Origin of the sequence: Enterococcus sp. AZ015 (assembly GCF_050499225.1) — a bacterium.
In the GTDB taxonomy this organism is placed as follows: Bacteria; Bacillota; Bacilli; order Lactobacillales; family Enterococcaceae; genus Enterococcus_D; species Enterococcus_D entomosocium.
On the sequence record NZ_JBMHEX010000001.1, the window covers coordinates 1,178,316 to 1,192,942 of the forward strand.

Annotated in this window: 13 protein-coding genes and 1 tRNA gene; 12 read left to right on the forward strand and 2 right to left on the reverse strand. The window is 41.7% G+C overall.

Features of this window, described 5'->3' with window-relative positions:
• The first annotated feature begins 53 nt into the window (after positions 1-53).
• Positions 54-1,235: a GNAT family N-acetyltransferase gene (locus IGK85_RS05570; protein ID WP_008381142.1), complete on the forward strand. Its 1,182-nt coding sequence runs from the start codon at positions 54-56 to the stop codon at positions 1,233-1,235.
• A 76-nt stretch (positions 1,236-1,311) separates the two neighbouring features.
• Here IGK85_RS05570 and IGK85_RS05575 read toward each other — a convergent pair.
• A tRNA-Arg gene (locus tag IGK85_RS05575) sits at positions 1,312-1,383 on the reverse strand.
• Positions 1,384-1,452: 69 nt separating this feature from the next.
• On the opposite strand from IGK85_RS05575, the gene IGK85_RS05580 reads away from it, so the two are divergent.
• The 5 genes from IGK85_RS05580 (at position 1,453) to IGK85_RS05600 (ending at position 5,627) form a co-directional block, all read left to right on the forward strand.
• Positions 1,453-2,385: a hypothetical protein gene (locus IGK85_RS05580; RefSeq protein WP_008381143.1), complete on the forward strand. Its 933-nt coding sequence runs from the start codon at positions 1,453-1,455 to the stop codon at positions 2,383-2,385.
• Between the two features lie 96 nt (positions 2,386-2,481).
• On the forward strand, positions 2,482-3,201 hold the full coding sequence (locus tag IGK85_RS05585; protein ID WP_008381144.1) for a ThuA domain-containing protein: 720 nt from the start codon (positions 2,482-2,484) through the stop codon (positions 3,199-3,201).
• Positions 3,202-3,284: 83 nt separating this feature from the next.
• Positions 3,285-4,409 carry a hypothetical protein gene (locus IGK85_RS05590; RefSeq protein ID WP_008381145.1) on the forward strand — a complete coding sequence of 375 codons (1,125 nt, stop codon included), beginning with the start codon at positions 3,285-3,287 and terminating at the stop codon, positions 4,407-4,409.
• A 278-nt stretch (positions 4,410-4,687) separates the two neighbouring features.
• Positions 4,688-4,888: a cold-shock protein gene (locus IGK85_RS05595; protein WP_003126918.1), complete on the forward strand. Its 201-nt coding sequence runs from the start codon at positions 4,688-4,690 to the stop codon at positions 4,886-4,888.
• Between the two features lie 106 nt (positions 4,889-4,994).
• Entirely contained in the window at positions 4,995-5,627 is a 633-nt protein-coding gene (locus IGK85_RS05600; RefSeq protein WP_008381147.1) for a YfbR-like 5'-deoxynucleotidase, read from the forward strand.
• Positions 5,628-5,725: 98 nt separating this feature from the next.
• Here the strand turns inward: IGK85_RS05600 and IGK85_RS05605 are convergent, their stop codons facing one another.
• Positions 5,726-6,496 carry an SDR family oxidoreductase gene (locus IGK85_RS05605; RefSeq protein ID WP_008381149.1) on the reverse strand — a complete coding sequence of 257 codons (771 nt, stop codon included), beginning with the start codon at positions 6,494-6,496 and terminating at the stop codon, positions 5,726-5,728.
• A gap of 212 nt (positions 6,497-6,708) precedes the next feature.
• Here IGK85_RS05605 and IGK85_RS05610 point away from each other — a divergent pair, with 212 nt between their 5' ends.
• The 6 genes from IGK85_RS05610 (at position 6,709) to IGK85_RS05635 (ending at position 14,624) form a co-directional block, all read left to right on the forward strand.
• The gene (locus tag IGK85_RS05610) at positions 6,709-9,465 is read left to right on the forward strand and encodes a helicase C-terminal domain-containing protein (RefSeq protein WP_008381153.1); all 2,757 of its coding nucleotides are present in this window, start codon (positions 6,709-6,711) and stop codon (positions 9,463-9,465) included.
• A 48-nt stretch (positions 9,466-9,513) separates the two neighbouring features.
• Positions 9,514-10,014, forward strand: a complete 501-nt coding sequence (locus IGK85_RS05615) for a DUF5590 domain-containing protein (protein ID WP_005236934.1) — start codon at positions 9,514-9,516, stop codon at positions 10,012-10,014.
• Positions 10,015-10,064: 50 nt separating this feature from the next.
• The gene (locus tag IGK85_RS05620; protein WP_008381156.1) at positions 10,065-11,258 is read left to right on the forward strand and encodes a pyridoxal phosphate-dependent aminotransferase; all 1,194 of its coding nucleotides are present in this window, start codon (positions 10,065-10,067) and stop codon (positions 11,256-11,258) included.
• Between the two features lie 43 nt (positions 11,259-11,301).
• Positions 11,302-12,600, forward strand: a complete 1,299-nt coding sequence (gene asnS, locus IGK85_RS05625; protein ID WP_005236932.1) for an asparagine--tRNA ligase — start codon at positions 11,302-11,304, stop codon at positions 12,598-12,600.
• Positions 12,601-12,769: 169 nt separating this feature from the next.
• A complete protein-coding gene (locus tag IGK85_RS05630) occupies positions 12,770-13,903 on the forward strand; it encodes a CDP-glycerol glycerophosphotransferase family protein (protein ID WP_008381159.1) in 1,134 nt (377 codons plus the stop codon).
• A complete protein-coding gene (locus IGK85_RS05635) occupies positions 13,893-14,624 on the forward strand; it encodes a WecB/TagA/CpsF family glycosyltransferase (RefSeq protein ID WP_008381161.1) in 732 nt (243 codons plus the stop codon). Before IGK85_RS05630 ends, IGK85_RS05635 begins: the two co-directional genes overlap by 11 nt.
• Positions 14,625-14,627 lie beyond the last annotated feature (3 nt).

Sequence of the window (14,627 nt, forward strand, 5' to 3'; positions counted from 1 at the left end):
ACTGACGCCTTTTTTGCGTTTCTTGCGTGTTTTCAAGTAGAGGAGATGAAGGAATGACAGATGTCAAAAAAATGACCGAATTTGGTTCGCAAGAAGTACTGGACTTGGTTTCTTATGCCTTTCAGTGGGAATTGAATGAAACAAATATCAAGCGCTATCGCAAGCTTGCGGAAAATTCTTGGAATTATGGTTCCTACGATGGGGATGGAAAATTGGCGAGTCAAATCATGGCAACGATTTTTGATGTGAACTTTCATGGAACGAGTTATCCGATGGCAGGGATCGGTTTTGTGGCTTCGTATCCAGAGTATCGCAGCCAAGGTCGGATCGATCGGATCATGAAACAAATCATTAAGGACTGCTATGAACAAAAAATCGTTCTTTCCTATCTGGCACCTTTCTCCTTTGCTTTTTATCGCAGATATGGGTATGAGTATACTTTTGAACGGACGGTTTATGAAGTCGATGCGCATCAATGGCCCGATGGCAAGAAAGTGAATGGAACGATTCAACGCATGAATTGGGAGGAAGCACAGCCGATCATTCACGAGATTTATCATCAATTGCCGCGCCATCAAAAGGGCGGACTGATTCGCCAACCCTGGTGGGAAGAAATCAAGTTTGTTTTGCGCCGACCGTATACGTTTGCGATTTATCGCAATGAAGCAGGGGTCCCTGAAGGCTACTTGATTTACTTTATCGAGGGAGGACGTTTCGATATTCAAGAGTGGGGCTATTTGACTGCGAATGCTTACCAAGGATTTAATCGGTTTATCGTCTCCCATGCAGATTCAGTAGCACAGATTAACTATCGACCAGGGTTTGATGGGGAAGTCCTACAAGCAAACGCGGCCAAACCATTGTCTCACTACCAAGTGCGCCCGGACATGATGGCGCGCGTCATCGATGTGGAAGGGTTTCTAAAAAGTTATCCATTTACGATGAAAAAAGCTGGTCGTTTTGCCATAGAAATTCAAGGGGATGAATATGCCCCATGGAATAATGGGTGTTATGAAGTGACAATCGAAAACGCTCAGCATCAGGTCACGAAAACGACGGCCACCAAGCTGCCAAAAGCAACCTTGTCGATTCAGCGTTTTGTGCAGCTGTTCTTGCAGGCACAATCCCTCGATTCTCTGGTCTTTTTCCAGCAAATGGAAACGGACCAGGAAGCTGCAGTGTTGATTCAGGAAAACTTGCCAACAGGAAAACCACTATTGGAAGACTATTTCTAAGCCAATCGACACAGACGCATTCACTTTCTAACAAAAAAAGATTCCTTAAAAATAAGGAATCTTTTTCTTCAAAAAACGTTCCCTGCCGGAATCGAACCAGCAACTAATCCTTAGGAGGGACTTGTTATATCCATTTAACTAAGGGAACACAATAGCTATATTTTACCTGTTATTCGTGTTTCTCGCAAGATGAGAAGGAAAAGAAAGGAAGAAAAACATGGTCAAACGATTGATAAGTGCAAACTATAGTGAAATCAAAGAAATGTCGGCGCAAGAATTGAAACAATCCATTAAAGCGAGCGAAGGACGAGTAATCATCTGTGAAACGGTGGTTCAAACCATGTCGCAAGCTGGCGATATCACCAACGCAGAAGTCGCGGCAGCTTTTGGGGCTGACTTAATTTTGTTGAATGGGTTTGATTGTTATCGCCCAGCTATTTTTGGGATGCCTGGTATCACATTGGAGCAGCTGCTTGATCCTAAACAACCGATTGAAAACCCGATTCCTCAACTAAAACAACTGATTGGACGACCTGTCGGCATCAATCTTGAGCCGATCCCAGCTACGACGGAGATGATGAGTGAAAAGATCAGCATCAGTCAAGGCCGAACAAGTTCGGTTGACACCATCAAAAAAGCCCAAGAACTCGGGGTGGACTTTCTCTGCTTTACAGGCAATCCTGGAACAGGTGTGACCAACCGAGAAATCGCTAAAGCAGTAAAATTGGCAAAAGAACATTTCTCTGGGTTGATCATCGCTGGAAAAATGCACAGTGCCGGCTCAGATGAGCCTGTGGTTGATCGAGAAGCCATCATTTCTTACGCTGAAGCTGGGGCAGATATTTTGTTACTGCCTTCCGTTGGCTCGATTCAAGGCTTTCTAGAAAAGGATCTGATTGAAGCTGTTCAAATTGCCAAACAATATGACTTATTGACGATGTCAGCGATCGGAACGAGTCAAGAAAGCGCACGTCCAGAAACGTTGCGGCAATTAGCCATTATCAACAAAACCTGTGGGGTCGATCTGCAGCATATCGGTGATGCCGGCTATGGCGGCATGGCACCGACCGAAAATATTTTCGAAACATCGGTTGCAATTAGAGGCATGCGCCATACGATCAATCGTGTCGGGCGTTCAATTAATCGTTAAATCAGAAAAAATTACTAGCGAAGGAAAACGAAGAATCGTTCTGCTTCGCTTTTTGCGTTTTTTTCGCTAAGTTAGAAAGAAAGGAGGAAACACAAAATGAAACAAGCATTGATCATTTACGGAGGATGGGAAGGACACGCCCCAAAAGAAACCAGTCAGTTTTACCAAACGTTGCTGGAGTCAGAAGGATATCAGGTGACACTCGCCTCAGATTTTGAACCTCTCTATCATAAAGAAGAATTAAAAAGGCTGGATCTGTTGATCATGAATTGGACGCGTGGAGAATTACCTGATGAGCCGCTGCAAAATGTCACTCAGGCTGTAGCAGAAGGAGTAGGATTAGCAGGAGTTCATGGCGGCTTTGCTTCGGCTTTTCAAGCCAGTAAAGGCTGGTTGTTTCTGACTGGAGGCTGTTTTTTGGCACATCCTGGCGGCTTGGAAACGACCTATAGCATCGATCTTACGACAAATCACTATATTACGGCAAATACGCAATCGATCCCTCAGTTGACGACGGAGCAATACTATTGCTTGGTTGATCCAGCCGTCACTGTGTTAGCTACCTCAACATTTGCCGCTAAAGATCATCCGAATGCAGCTAACCAAGAAGTCATACTGCCAATGATGTGGATCAAAAAATGGGGCAAGGGCAGAGTCTTTTTCCAATCCGTTGGACACAGTCTAAAAGAGCTGAAAGAGCCGACCATTCAGACTTGGACCAAACGAGGCTTTCTATGGGCCACCAGAAATACATTGGCTGATCCGCTGAAAAATAGCCAGTATAGTGAGTCATCAGAAAAACGAATGAGGAAATAAACGCGTGCAATCGTTTTACTTTATGGAAGAAAATAAGCATGGTACACTTTATTTGTATTTGATTAAGCAGGAGGTAATGTGGAATGGGAAAATTTGGAAAAAGTTTTTTATCGCAGGTAATATCTGACGGAATCAAAGGACCATTTGTCACGATCATGCTCAATACGCATGTCGGCCACCAGAATGTCGAAAAGGATCAAATCAAATTTAAGAACTTTGCCAAAGATGCGAAGCGCCGCTTTGAAAAGAAATACCCAGAACATTCTTGGGATCTTTTTCAAACGAAAATTGATGAACTGCTTGCAGATCAATCATTTTGGCGCAACAGTACAACAAGTGTGGCGGTGATTATCACCCCAGAAGAGGTACTGGTCCATCGGTTAAGTATTCGTGTGGATGATCAATATTACGTAGGGGAAACCCCTTATGTATTAGCTGTCATCAAAAATGCACAATTTAATTACCCATTTTATCTCTTAGCGTTGAATCGCGATTCAATGCAAGTCTATCAAGTTGAAAACAATCAAGTGCGTGAAGTCGAGTTGCCAGAAGAGGCACCGACGACGATTGAAAAAGCGCTGGGGGAAGAAGTCACTGGTGGTGGTAACTTTAATTACAGTGCTCAAGGTGGCCCTAACTCAGGGGGAGAAGGCGTTGCTTATCACGGCTTTAGTGCCAAAGATGAAGAAGTCGAGATCGATCACGTCAACTACTACCAAGCAGTTGATGCATTTTTCAAGAATGATTTTTCAAATGAAGAGCATTTACCAATGTATCTGTTTGCATTACCAGAAAATCAAACGCTGTTTAAAAAAGTGGCAAAAACCAACTTTTTCAAAGCAGATCCAAGTATTTCTTCTTCACCAGCGTCGTTATCTTTGAAAGAGATCCAAACGTGTACGCAAAAGCTGATTGCGGAGTTGACACAAAAAGAAGTTGGGGAATACGGCAAGCTGTTGGATCGAAAATTTATTGACCAATTGGTTGATATCGTGCCTGCAGCCAAAGAAGGCCGGATCGCCAATCTGTTTGTGGCTACCTCAAATCTCGCCGATGGGTTTGGAGAAGATCCTGATACAGAGTATGATCGTCGCCAAGTGTTAAATACGCTGGCAATCGATGTTTTAGAAAACGGCGGTGAGGTATCTATCTTGGAACAAAAAGATGCCCCTGGAGAAAAAAGTTTGACGGCGATTTTGCGTTACTAAACGCAGTTGCGACATTCGTAAATAAATCGTTTCCAAAAAAGAGAAGACTGTTGCAGATCTTTAATGCAGCAGTCTTTTTGCGAATCATAAAAAATTTAAGGCGTTTTCATTTTTTTTGATTTTCTATTAGTCATAATGAAGATAATGTGCTATAATACAAAGTGTAGTTTTTGTTACGGTAAATTATGGTAGCTTGTTTCATCTTAAACATCTTCCACATTTTCACCTTATACAAGTAATTGCAAAATATGTGTATAAACACAAGGAGGATTTTTATTATGGAAACAGGTACAGTTAAATGGTTTAACTCAGACAAAGGTTTTGGATTCATCACTGCAGAAAACGGTAACGATGTATTCGTTCATTTCTCAGCTATCCAAGGCGAAGGCTTCAAAACTTTAGAAGAAGGTCAAGCAGTGACTTTCGATATCGAAGACGGACAACGTGGCCCTCAAGCGACTAACGTTAACAAAGCATAATTAGTGAATGCCTTTTAAGAGCAGCTTAGCTGCTCTTTTTTTGTGCGCGAGATAGTTGCTTGCAGACAAAGGAGTTGTTATACTCTTAAAAAAAGGAGGCACATTTATGGGATTGAATGAATTTATTCTCGGATTGGCTAATTTAGAGAAGATCCAACGAGCGCCGGGTTTTTTTAAGTTTACTGAGCACAGTGTCGCTGCTCATTCATTTCGAGTAACGATGATTGCCCAGACCTTAGCTGATATCGAAGAAAAGGCGGGGAATCAAGTCAATTGGCAAATTCTCTACGAAAAAGCCTTGAATCATGATTACACTGAACGTTTCATCGGTGATATCAAAACGCCGGTCAAATATGCGAACAAAGAATTGCGGGCAATGTTATCAACCGTTGAAGAAAAAATGACCGATGCCTTCATCGAAGAAGAAATTCCAGGAAGCTTTCAAGCAACGTATCGCAGACGCTTAGCGGATGGCAAAGACAACAGCCTTGAAGGGCAGCTATTAGCAATTGCGGATAAGATCGATCTTTTGTATGAATCTTTTGAAGAGATCTCAAAAAGCAACCCAGATAAAGTATACAAAGAAATGTTTCGAGAGGCCGTTTTAACCGTCAAAGAGTTTCAGCATCGTCCGTGTGTCACTTATTTCTTTGAAGCCATTTTTCCAGAGTTACTAAATGCAGATTTTTATGGCAAGACTGCTTTTCTAGAAGAAATCGCGGCTTTGGTGGAAAAATAACCCAAACGAAAAAACGAAAAATCAAGAAATGATCCATCTCAAGGGCTTCAATGAAACAAGTGAGGGGATCAGGTTTGATTTTTCGTTTTTTTGTTGGATTAAAGCAAAGATTCTGCTCCATCAATATAGACTTCCGTTCCAGAAATATTGCCGGCAGCCTCTGAAGATAGAAAAAGCACAAGGTTGGCGACTTGTTCTGGCACGCCTGTTTCTTGCTTTAATGGTCGAGAACGTTCTGGATATTTGACGGGGATCTCAACGCGAGCAACCTCTTCTTCAATTTCTGTGCTGGCATCGATATTCGTCGCGATCGCCCCAGGGCAGATGGCATTGACCCGAATATTATAACCAGAAAGTTCCAGCGCAGCCATTTTTGTAAAGGCGACTTGACCTGCCTTAGACGTACTGTAAGCAGTCGCACCAAAATTGCTGAAGATGCGGTTTCCATTGACTGAACTCGTAATGACAATGCTGCCACCGTTCGTTTTCATAAAGGGAATGGCTGCTTTGACGGTAATAAAGGTACTACGTAAGTTTGTGTTGATCGTCTGATCCCATTCTGCCACTGTCAGCTCTTCGATCGGTGTCCAGGTACCGTTGATGCCGGCATTGACATGGAGTACATCGAGACCGCCTAGTTCTTCTACAAGACCACTTATTGCTTCTTGCAGCTTATCCGCTTCAGTGACGTCAACAGCTCGATAATGGGCTTGTGCTTGATAGTCAGCAAGAAACTCCTGCAGCTCTTCTTCGTTGCGATCAATTAACCCAACAAGTGCGCCCTGTGCTAGAAATTGTTCTGCCACCGCTTTTCCAATCCCTGAAGCAGCCCCCGTTACAATCACTCGTTTGTTTTTGAAATCATTCATTTTTTTCGCCTCCTTACAGTAAATTATAAAAAAGATCCCTTTTTTTGTCGAAAAAAGCGATCAGCGAACAGCAACAAACTTCTTCAGCTAGGAAACGCCAATGGTTGGTTTTCTAATTTTACCTCCCGAGAACCCTCTTATCTAGTGGGAAAACAGATGTAATCGCCATTGATTTTGTAGTATAATGCAGACAGTGTGCAAGGAGGAATACAATGAAACCCATATACGCTGTGGTGGATCTTGAAACAACAGGAACCGATTCGACGATTGATCGAATTATTCAATTTGGCTGTGTCTTAGTCCAAGATGGCAAGATCATCAATCGTTTTGCCGCAGATATCAACCCTGACCGCAGAATTTCTAAGCAAATTCAACGATTGACACACATCACAAACCAACAAGTAAGCAAAGCGCCATATTTCGAAGACGTAGCTGATACGATCTATAACTTACTCAGCAACACGATTTTTGTGGCGCATAATATTTATTTTGATTATCATTTTTTAAGCAATGAATTTGTGCGTTGCGGGCTACCGCCTTTATCACTTCCCGGAATCGATACGGTGGAATTGGCGCAAGTGTTTCTACCAACAGAAAGCAGCTTTCGTTTAGGCGATCTGGCAGATAGCATCGGCTTTCGTCATGATAACCCGCATCAAGCTGATAGTGATGCAGAAGTGACCGCAGCTTTATTTTTGTATATCGAAGCGATCATGCGAGAACTGCCCCGAACGACCCTTAAACAAATTGCGCTTTTAAGCGGTCAAATGGGCATGCAAACGAGTGACTATATCCATGGAATTTTAAAAGAAAAAGGCCCAGAGTTGGCAGAAGATTTAGAAGTGATCGACGGTATCGTCTTGCGGAAAAAGACCGTCCCGCTTTTTGAATCTACGCATTTTCAAGAAACGTATCCGAAAGTTAAAACGGAAAAAGAACAGCGCTTTGGCCAGCACTTAGTCTATCGGAAACAACAAGCACGCTTGATGAATGCAGTGTATACGCATTACACCCAGCCAGAGAAAAATCTGATCATTGAAGCAGAAACAGGCATGGGGAAAACCATTGGTTACTTGTTTCCAGCCGCCTATTTAGTGACACCAGAAAATCCGTTGATCGTTAGTACCTCTTCAATTCTATTGCAAAATCAAATCATCAACAAAGACATTCCTTTGGTAAACCAAGTACTGCAGCAACCTTTGCAAGCAGTTTTGGTCAAAAGTCATCGTCATTACATTGATTTGCAGCGTTTTAAAGCGACCCTTGATCAACCGATAGAGCAAAAGCAATATGCGCAATACCAAATGGGGATCTTAGTTTGGCTGACTAAAACAGAAACGGGGGATTTCGATGAATTGAACTTGGTTCGACTTGATCATCCTTTATTTACCGACATCCGCCATCGCGGCGTTGCTTTTTTAGCCAAAGATCAACCCTTCTATGAACAAGATTTTGTTCGACATTTATATAAGCGGATGGCGCAAAGCAATGTTTTGATCGTCAACCATGCCTTTTTGATGCAGGAAAACCGGCGAGCGCAGCCACTGTTGCCAACGAGTGATTACTTATTGATTGATGAAGCCCAACAGTTGCCGCAGCAAGCAGAAGGCTTTAGTCAACATGTCTTTGACTCTGCTCACTTCAAGCGGCAGTTTTTACAGCTAAATGAAGAAGGGCTATTTGAAGAAATTGCCCAAATCATTACCGAGGATGACTTTCTGCAACGGATGTTCTCGTTGTATCGAAACGCGTTGTCGATCTTGGTCGAAACACAAGAACAGTATTTTCGCAGTTTGTCGATCGATGCGCCAGAGCTACAAGTCGTGCACCATGACGACCTCTATGATGGCACGTTAGAACAAGACAAGCTGCATCAGAAATTGAGCCTTTACTATCAAGAAATCAATGAGATCCAACAACAGTTGCGTCAGCGATTCGAGTTGACCAATGATCGGTGGTATGCAAGACAACGAATCGTGATTGCTCGTTTGTTTGATTTCTTTGGTCAAATGGAAACCCAGGAACAAACGGTGACCGCATGGTTGACTTGGTGGCATCCTCGTTACGTTCATTGGTTGAAAAAGCATCCCCAGTCAGGAAATGCTGTGATTGAATTAGCTGATCTAGAAGGGCATTCGATCGTGGAAAGCACGTGGTATCAACGCTATCAGCACATCATTTATCTTGGGGGGACATTGAAGATTCCAGGAAATAAAGAATATTTTGCCCATCAGATTGGCTTGACCGATGTGCCAGTCAAAACGATTCCCGCTTTTTATGACTACAGCAAACAAACTCGACTCTATGTAGTTAAAAAAGGACTCTCGATCCAACAAGCATCAGCTGCCGAATACGCGGATTATTTAGTCGAAGCGTTAGTCCCAATTTTGTTTGACAATCCGCAACCAGCGCTTGTGTTGTTTACGGCGCACGAAACTTTGAAAAATGTCTATGATCGATTGAATAAAAAAGCCCTGCATTACGGCAGAGAAATCGTTGCTCAAGGAACTGGCGGAACCCGTGAGAAAATCTTAAAGAAATTTTTATTAGCGGAAAATGGCATCTTATTAGGGACTAGCAGTTTTTGGGAAGGGGTCGACCTACCAGGTCAGGCCTTGAAGATCGCTGTGGTGACTCGCTTACCTTTTGAGAATCCTAAGCAACCTATGGTCCAAGCACGGCATGCCTTCTTGGAAGCAGAAGGCATCGATTCTTTCAAAGAAGATGCCTTACCTAAAGCGATTCTACGGCTACGCCAAGCGTTGGGGCGCTTGATCCGTTCTGAAGAGGATACAGGCGTGATGGTCGTCCTTGATCGACGCTTGTTATCAACGAAGTATGGCAAACGGATGGTCAAAGGTCTACCTAAAAACTTACCTCTGATTGAAGCTAGTCCAACCGAAATTGCCGAAGATATTCAACATTTTTTTGCGCAAGAGGAAAAAGCGGCGGTTGATTTTGAAAAATGAGTCGAACATCTGATATAATGAGTTTTATTTAAGATTGGAGTACGAAGTGTGAAAACAAAAGACAAAGAACATCGGCGAGTGATTATTTTGCTGAGTGCGATCACGGTTTTACTGGTCGTTATTCTCTTCGCTTCTATTTTCTATCTCCGTTCTTCTCGTCCAATGCGGCAAGCAAGAAACGAAGCGATCGAAATAGCAGAAAGATACACCGATTTAGCAGAGGTCGAACAATTTTATTGGTTCACCCGTGAGGAAACATCTTTTAGCATTGTTGGAAAAGATACGAATAACAATGAGATCGTCGTGATCATTCCTAAAAGCGGCGAAAAGGTTTCCGTTTTTAATCAAGGGGATGGATTGACGGAAGCACAGGCCAAGGCCTTCGTTCGCGACAACCATCAAGGGCAGGAAATCCAAAAAGCAGCATTGGGTATTTTTAAAGGCGAGCCCGCTTGGGAAGTCATGACTAAAGACGACCAAGGCCGCTTGAACTATTATTTGATTGGTTTCAAAGATGGAGAAGAAATCAAAGCGGTCACTGAACTATAAAAAGGCGCTTTTGATAGACAGAAATTTGGATCGTAGGAAGGATGATAAACATGGTACTTTCAAAAAGAGCAGAAAAATTAGAACCCTCCGCTACGTTAGCGGCATCTGCTAAGGCAAAAGCATTAGCAGACCAAGGTGTAGACGTATTAAGTCTAACCGTCGGTGAGCCCGACTTTATTACCCCGAAGAACATTCGCCAAGCAGCGATTGCAGCGATTGAGAGCGGCAAAGCTAGTTTTTATACAGCAACTGCTGGGATTCCAGAGCTAAAACAGGCGATTCTTGCTTATATGAAAGAGTTTTATGGTGCTGACTATGATTCAAACCAAGTGATCGTGACAGATGGCGCGAAATTTGCTTTGTATACGTTGTTTCAAGCGCTTCTTGATGAAGAGGATGAAGTACTTATTCCAGTTCCTTACTGGGTCAGTTATGCGGAACAAGTCCGTTTAGCAGAAGGGACACCTGTGTTTGTTGAAGCTAAGCAATCAGCAGATTTTAAAGTTTCTGTTGCTCAATTAGAAGCCGCTCGTACAGAGCAAACGAAAGCCATCATTTTAAACTCGCCTGCCAACCCAACAGGGGCGATATACTCAAAAGAAGAATTAACGGCAATCGGCAACTGGGCAGTGGAAAATAATATTTGGATCATAGCGGATGATATCTATGGTCGTTTGGTTTATAACGGCAATACCTTTACATCAATCGCTAGTCTATCAGAAGAGATCCGCAAACAAACCATCGTGATCAACGGCGTTTCTAAAACCTATTCTATGACTGGGTGGCGGATCGGATTTGCTGTCGGCGATGCAAAAATCATCAAAGCGATGGTCGATATCGCTTCCCAAGCTACCAGCAACCCGCCGGCTGCTAGCCAATACGCTGCAGTTGAGGCACTGACTGGTAATCAAGAATCGATCGAAGTGATGCGTCAGGCCTTCGAAGAACGCTTGAACAAACTATATCCGCTAATTGCCGCTATTCCTGGTTTTCAGGTGACGAAACCCCAAGGCGCTTTTTACTTGTTCCCAAATGTCAAAGAAGCCATGACAATGTGCGGCTATCAAACCATTGATGCCTTCGTAGAAGCTTTACTAATGGAAGCCCACGTGGCAGTAGTGACTGGTGCTGGTTTTGGCACACCGGATTATTTACGGATCAGCTATGCAACTGATTGGGACACGTTAGCGGAAGCTACCAAACGAATCCATGATTTTGTTGAAAAGAAGCGCCAAAAAGCTTAAAATGCTCTATGGTGCCTTTATTAATTAGATAGGAGAGAATCAAGTGGAATCTATTCAAATTTTAGATGCAAAAAAACACGTTGGCGAAACCGTTCAAATCGGAGCATGGGTTGCTAACAAACGTTCTAGCGGCAAGATCGCCTTCTTACAACTTCGCGACGGAACAGCGTATTTCCAAGGAATCGTTGTAAAAAGTGAAGTAGGTGAGGAAGTTTTCCAATTAGCGAAAAATTTAAATCAGGAAACTGCCGTACTGGTCACTGGGGAAATCAGGGAAGACAGCCGCTCAAAATTTGGCTATGAAATTGGCATTTCTGGTTTAGAAGTTGTTGGGGAAAGCCATGATTACCCAATCACACCAAAAGAACACGGAACAGATTTCTTGATGGACCATCGTCATTTATGGTTGCGTTCCTCAAAACAACACGCCATCATGCAAATCAGAAACGAAATCATCCGGGCAACGTATGAATTCTTCAACAAGAATGGCTTCATCAAAATCGATCCACCGATCCTAACCGGATCAGCACCAGAAGGAACGACCGATTTATTTGAAACCAACTATTTCGATCAAAAAGCATATCTATCTCAGTCCGGTCAATTGTACATGGAAGCTGCCGCTATGGCGTTTGGCAAAGTCTTTTCTTTTGGACCAACCTTCCGTGCCGAAAAATCAAAGACACGTCGTCACTTGATTGAATTTTGGATGATTGAACCAGAAATGGCCTTTATGCACCAAGAAGAAAGTTTAGAAGTCCAAGAGCAGTACGTGGCATTCTTAGTGCAAAATGTGCTCGATAACTGTGACTATGCGTTAGACGTCTTAGGTCGTGACCGTGAAGTCTTGAAAAAATACACCAAATTACCATTCCCACGAATCTCTTACGATGATGCAGTGGAATTATTACAAAAGAACGGCTTTGATGATATTCAATGGGGCGATGACTTTGGCTCACCACATGAGACCTTTATTGCCAATTCATTCGATCAGCCCGTCTTTATCTTAAACTATCCAAAAGCCATCAAACCTTTCTATATGAAGCCACATCCAACGAGAGAAGATGTCGTGATCTGTGCCGATATGATCGCACCAGAAGGCTATGGCGAGATCATAGGTGGTTCTGAACGTGCCATCGATCATGAATACCTCCTAGAGCAAATCCGCGCCCACGGCTTAGACGAAAACGAATACTCATGGTATTTAGACCTACGCAAGTACGGCTCAGTTCCTCACACCGGCTTTGGACTTGGACTAGAACGGACCGTTACCTGGTTATCAGGAATCGAGCACGTAAGAGAATCCATTCCGTTTCCACGGTTGTTGAATCGGATTTATCCTTAGGGAAATGCAGATGGTTGGTAACTATTCAATCATCTGTTATTTTTTTATTTTGAAGTTTCATTTATGTTTCATTATTGGTAACAATATAACGGTTTTATTACAATTATTTTCTTTTAGATGAATATCGGGTAAAATGAAAGGTAGCGTAAAAAAAGAAAGGGATACTGTGATGAAATCATGGCTTCTTGCGAAAATTAAGCAAAGTTATTTATTCACAATTAAGCGATTTGCTAAAAAAAATAAGAAACAGCATCAGCAAATTGTTTATTTACTTAGTTTTCCTAGTACAAGCAATTATATAATTGAGAAGTTGTTTCAGAAATATCAAAAACGACTGACAATTTGTTATACAAAGAACGCAACTGATTTAGCAAGAACTTATCAAGAAAAAGGATGTCCAATTTACTGTATCGATTCACAACTGATTTTATTTAGACATATTGTTCCTTTATTGAAAAGCGCAAGAGTTATATTGTGCGATAACTATTTTGCTATATTAGGTGGGATTGACTTTTTACCCAAAACAAAAATAGTTCAACTATGGCATGCCAATGGAGCAATTAAAAAATTCGGTTTAGAAGCTCACTATGCTAAAAAAGCAACCCAGGCCGATCAAAAACGTTATAAGGATGTTTATCGTCGATATACCCACTATGTGGTAAGTTCACCTAAAATGGCGTCAATTTTTGAGAGAAGCTATCAACGTGAATTGACTTTTTTACCCTTTGGCTATCCACCAACGGATCAGTATTTTAAACGTGATGATGAAAAAATAAAAGAAATGAAAAAAATTTTTGGAGGAAAAAAATTGCTCCTCTACGCACCAACCTACAGGGAAGAACGAGGAGATTTTTTTATTGATTTTAACAGATTACTAACAGAGTTACCTGAGTGGAACATTCTTGTGCAACTTCATCCCCATGATTTAAAGCAGTTACAACATTTAAAAAAAATTGAAGGAATCATAACGAATTTTGAAGGCTACAAAATCCAAGATTTATTTCCCATAATCGACTGTTTAGTGACTGATTATTCTTCAATACCTTTTGAGTATAGTTTAAGCAACCCGAGTGGTATGATTTGCTATTTTTGTTATGATTATGATTTATATGATAAAACTGTTGGTATCCAAGATTGTTTCAAAAAACAAAAGAGCATAGCTAAAACACAAGATGAACTTGTCAGAATCATACAAAAGGGAACAAGTGATTTAAACCAATTCAACCAAGAATGGAACACATATGTTAAAGGGAATGCCATAGAACAACTAGTAGAGTGGGTGAACGCACAATATGAATACTGAAGTAATCATGGGATTACCTGTTGATCAGGTTACTTATCAAACTATTTTGGCAGAATTGCCTTTATATTTTGAGAATGGAAAGAAAATGACGGCGATTAGCATAAATCCACAAATAGCTGTTGACGCAAAAAAATATCCTGACATAGTAGAATTTATCAAACAAAGTACACATCGTATTCCCGATGGAATTGGAATAGTGCTAGTTTCCCAACTAACTGGTGGTAAAATTAAAGAACGCGTAGCTGGATTTGATTTAATGGTGAAATTTTTAGAATATGCTAATAATCATCAAAAAAGAGTTTTTTTTTATGGAGCGAAACCCGAAGTTTTATTTGATGCCATAGAAAATACTCGTGAATTATATCCTAACTTGACAATTACTGGTGGAATAGATGGTTACACTTCTTTATCAGAAGTGGAAGTAGTTGAAATGATTAATAGAGCAATGCCAGACTTTCTCTTTGTAGCATTGGGATTTCCACGTCAAGAGCAATGGTTGGCTCGTAACACATCTCGCTTAAATGTTACTGTCCTACAAGATGTAGGAGGGAGTTTCGATGTTTTAAGCGGACGAGTAAAACGAGCGCCAAAAATGATTATAAACTTACATTTAGAGTGGCTTTATCGTTCGTTAAGTAATCCGAAACGGATTGGTCGGATTATTCAGTTGCCTATCTTTGTGGTGAAAAGTTTGTGGTGGAAGGTTAGAGGAGACGATTAAGTT

Coding starts and splice junctions, on each gene's coding strand:
- IGK85_RS05580 (WP_008381143.1), top strand. CDS start 1,453: ATGGTCAAACGATTGATAAGTGCAAACTATAGTGAAATCAAAGAAATG.
- IGK85_RS05590 (WP_008381145.1), top strand. CDS start 3,285: ATGGGAAAATTTGGAAAAAGTTTTTTATCGCAGGTAATATCTGACGGA.
- IGK85_RS05630 (WP_008381159.1), top strand. CDS start 12,770: ATGAAATCATGGCTTCTTGCGAAAATTAAGCAAAGTTATTTATTCACA.
- IGK85_RS05635 (WP_008381161.1), top strand. CDS start 13,893: ATGAATACTGAAGTAATCATGGGATTACCTGTTGATCAGGTTACTTAT.
- IGK85_RS05585 (WP_008381144.1), top strand. CDS start 2,482: ATGAAACAAGCATTGATCATTTACGGAGGATGGGAAGGACACGCCCCA.
- IGK85_RS05595 (WP_003126918.1), top strand. CDS start 4,688: ATGGAAACAGGTACAGTTAAATGGTTTAACTCAGACAAAGGTTTTGGA.
- IGK85_RS05620 (WP_008381156.1), top strand. CDS start 10,065: ATGGTACTTTCAAAAAGAGCAGAAAAATTAGAACCCTCCGCTACGTTA.
- IGK85_RS05610 (WP_008381153.1), top strand. CDS start 6,709: ATGAAACCCATATACGCTGTGGTGGATCTTGAAACAACAGGAACCGAT.
- IGK85_RS05570 (WP_008381142.1), top strand. CDS start 54: ATGACAGATGTCAAAAAAATGACCGAATTTGGTTCGCAAGAAGTACTG.
- IGK85_RS05605 (WP_008381149.1), bottom strand. CDS start 6,496: ATGAATGATTTCAAAAACAAACGAGTGATTGTAACGGGGGCTGCTTCA.
- IGK85_RS05600 (WP_008381147.1), top strand. CDS start 4,995: ATGGGATTGAATGAATTTATTCTCGGATTGGCTAATTTAGAGAAGATC.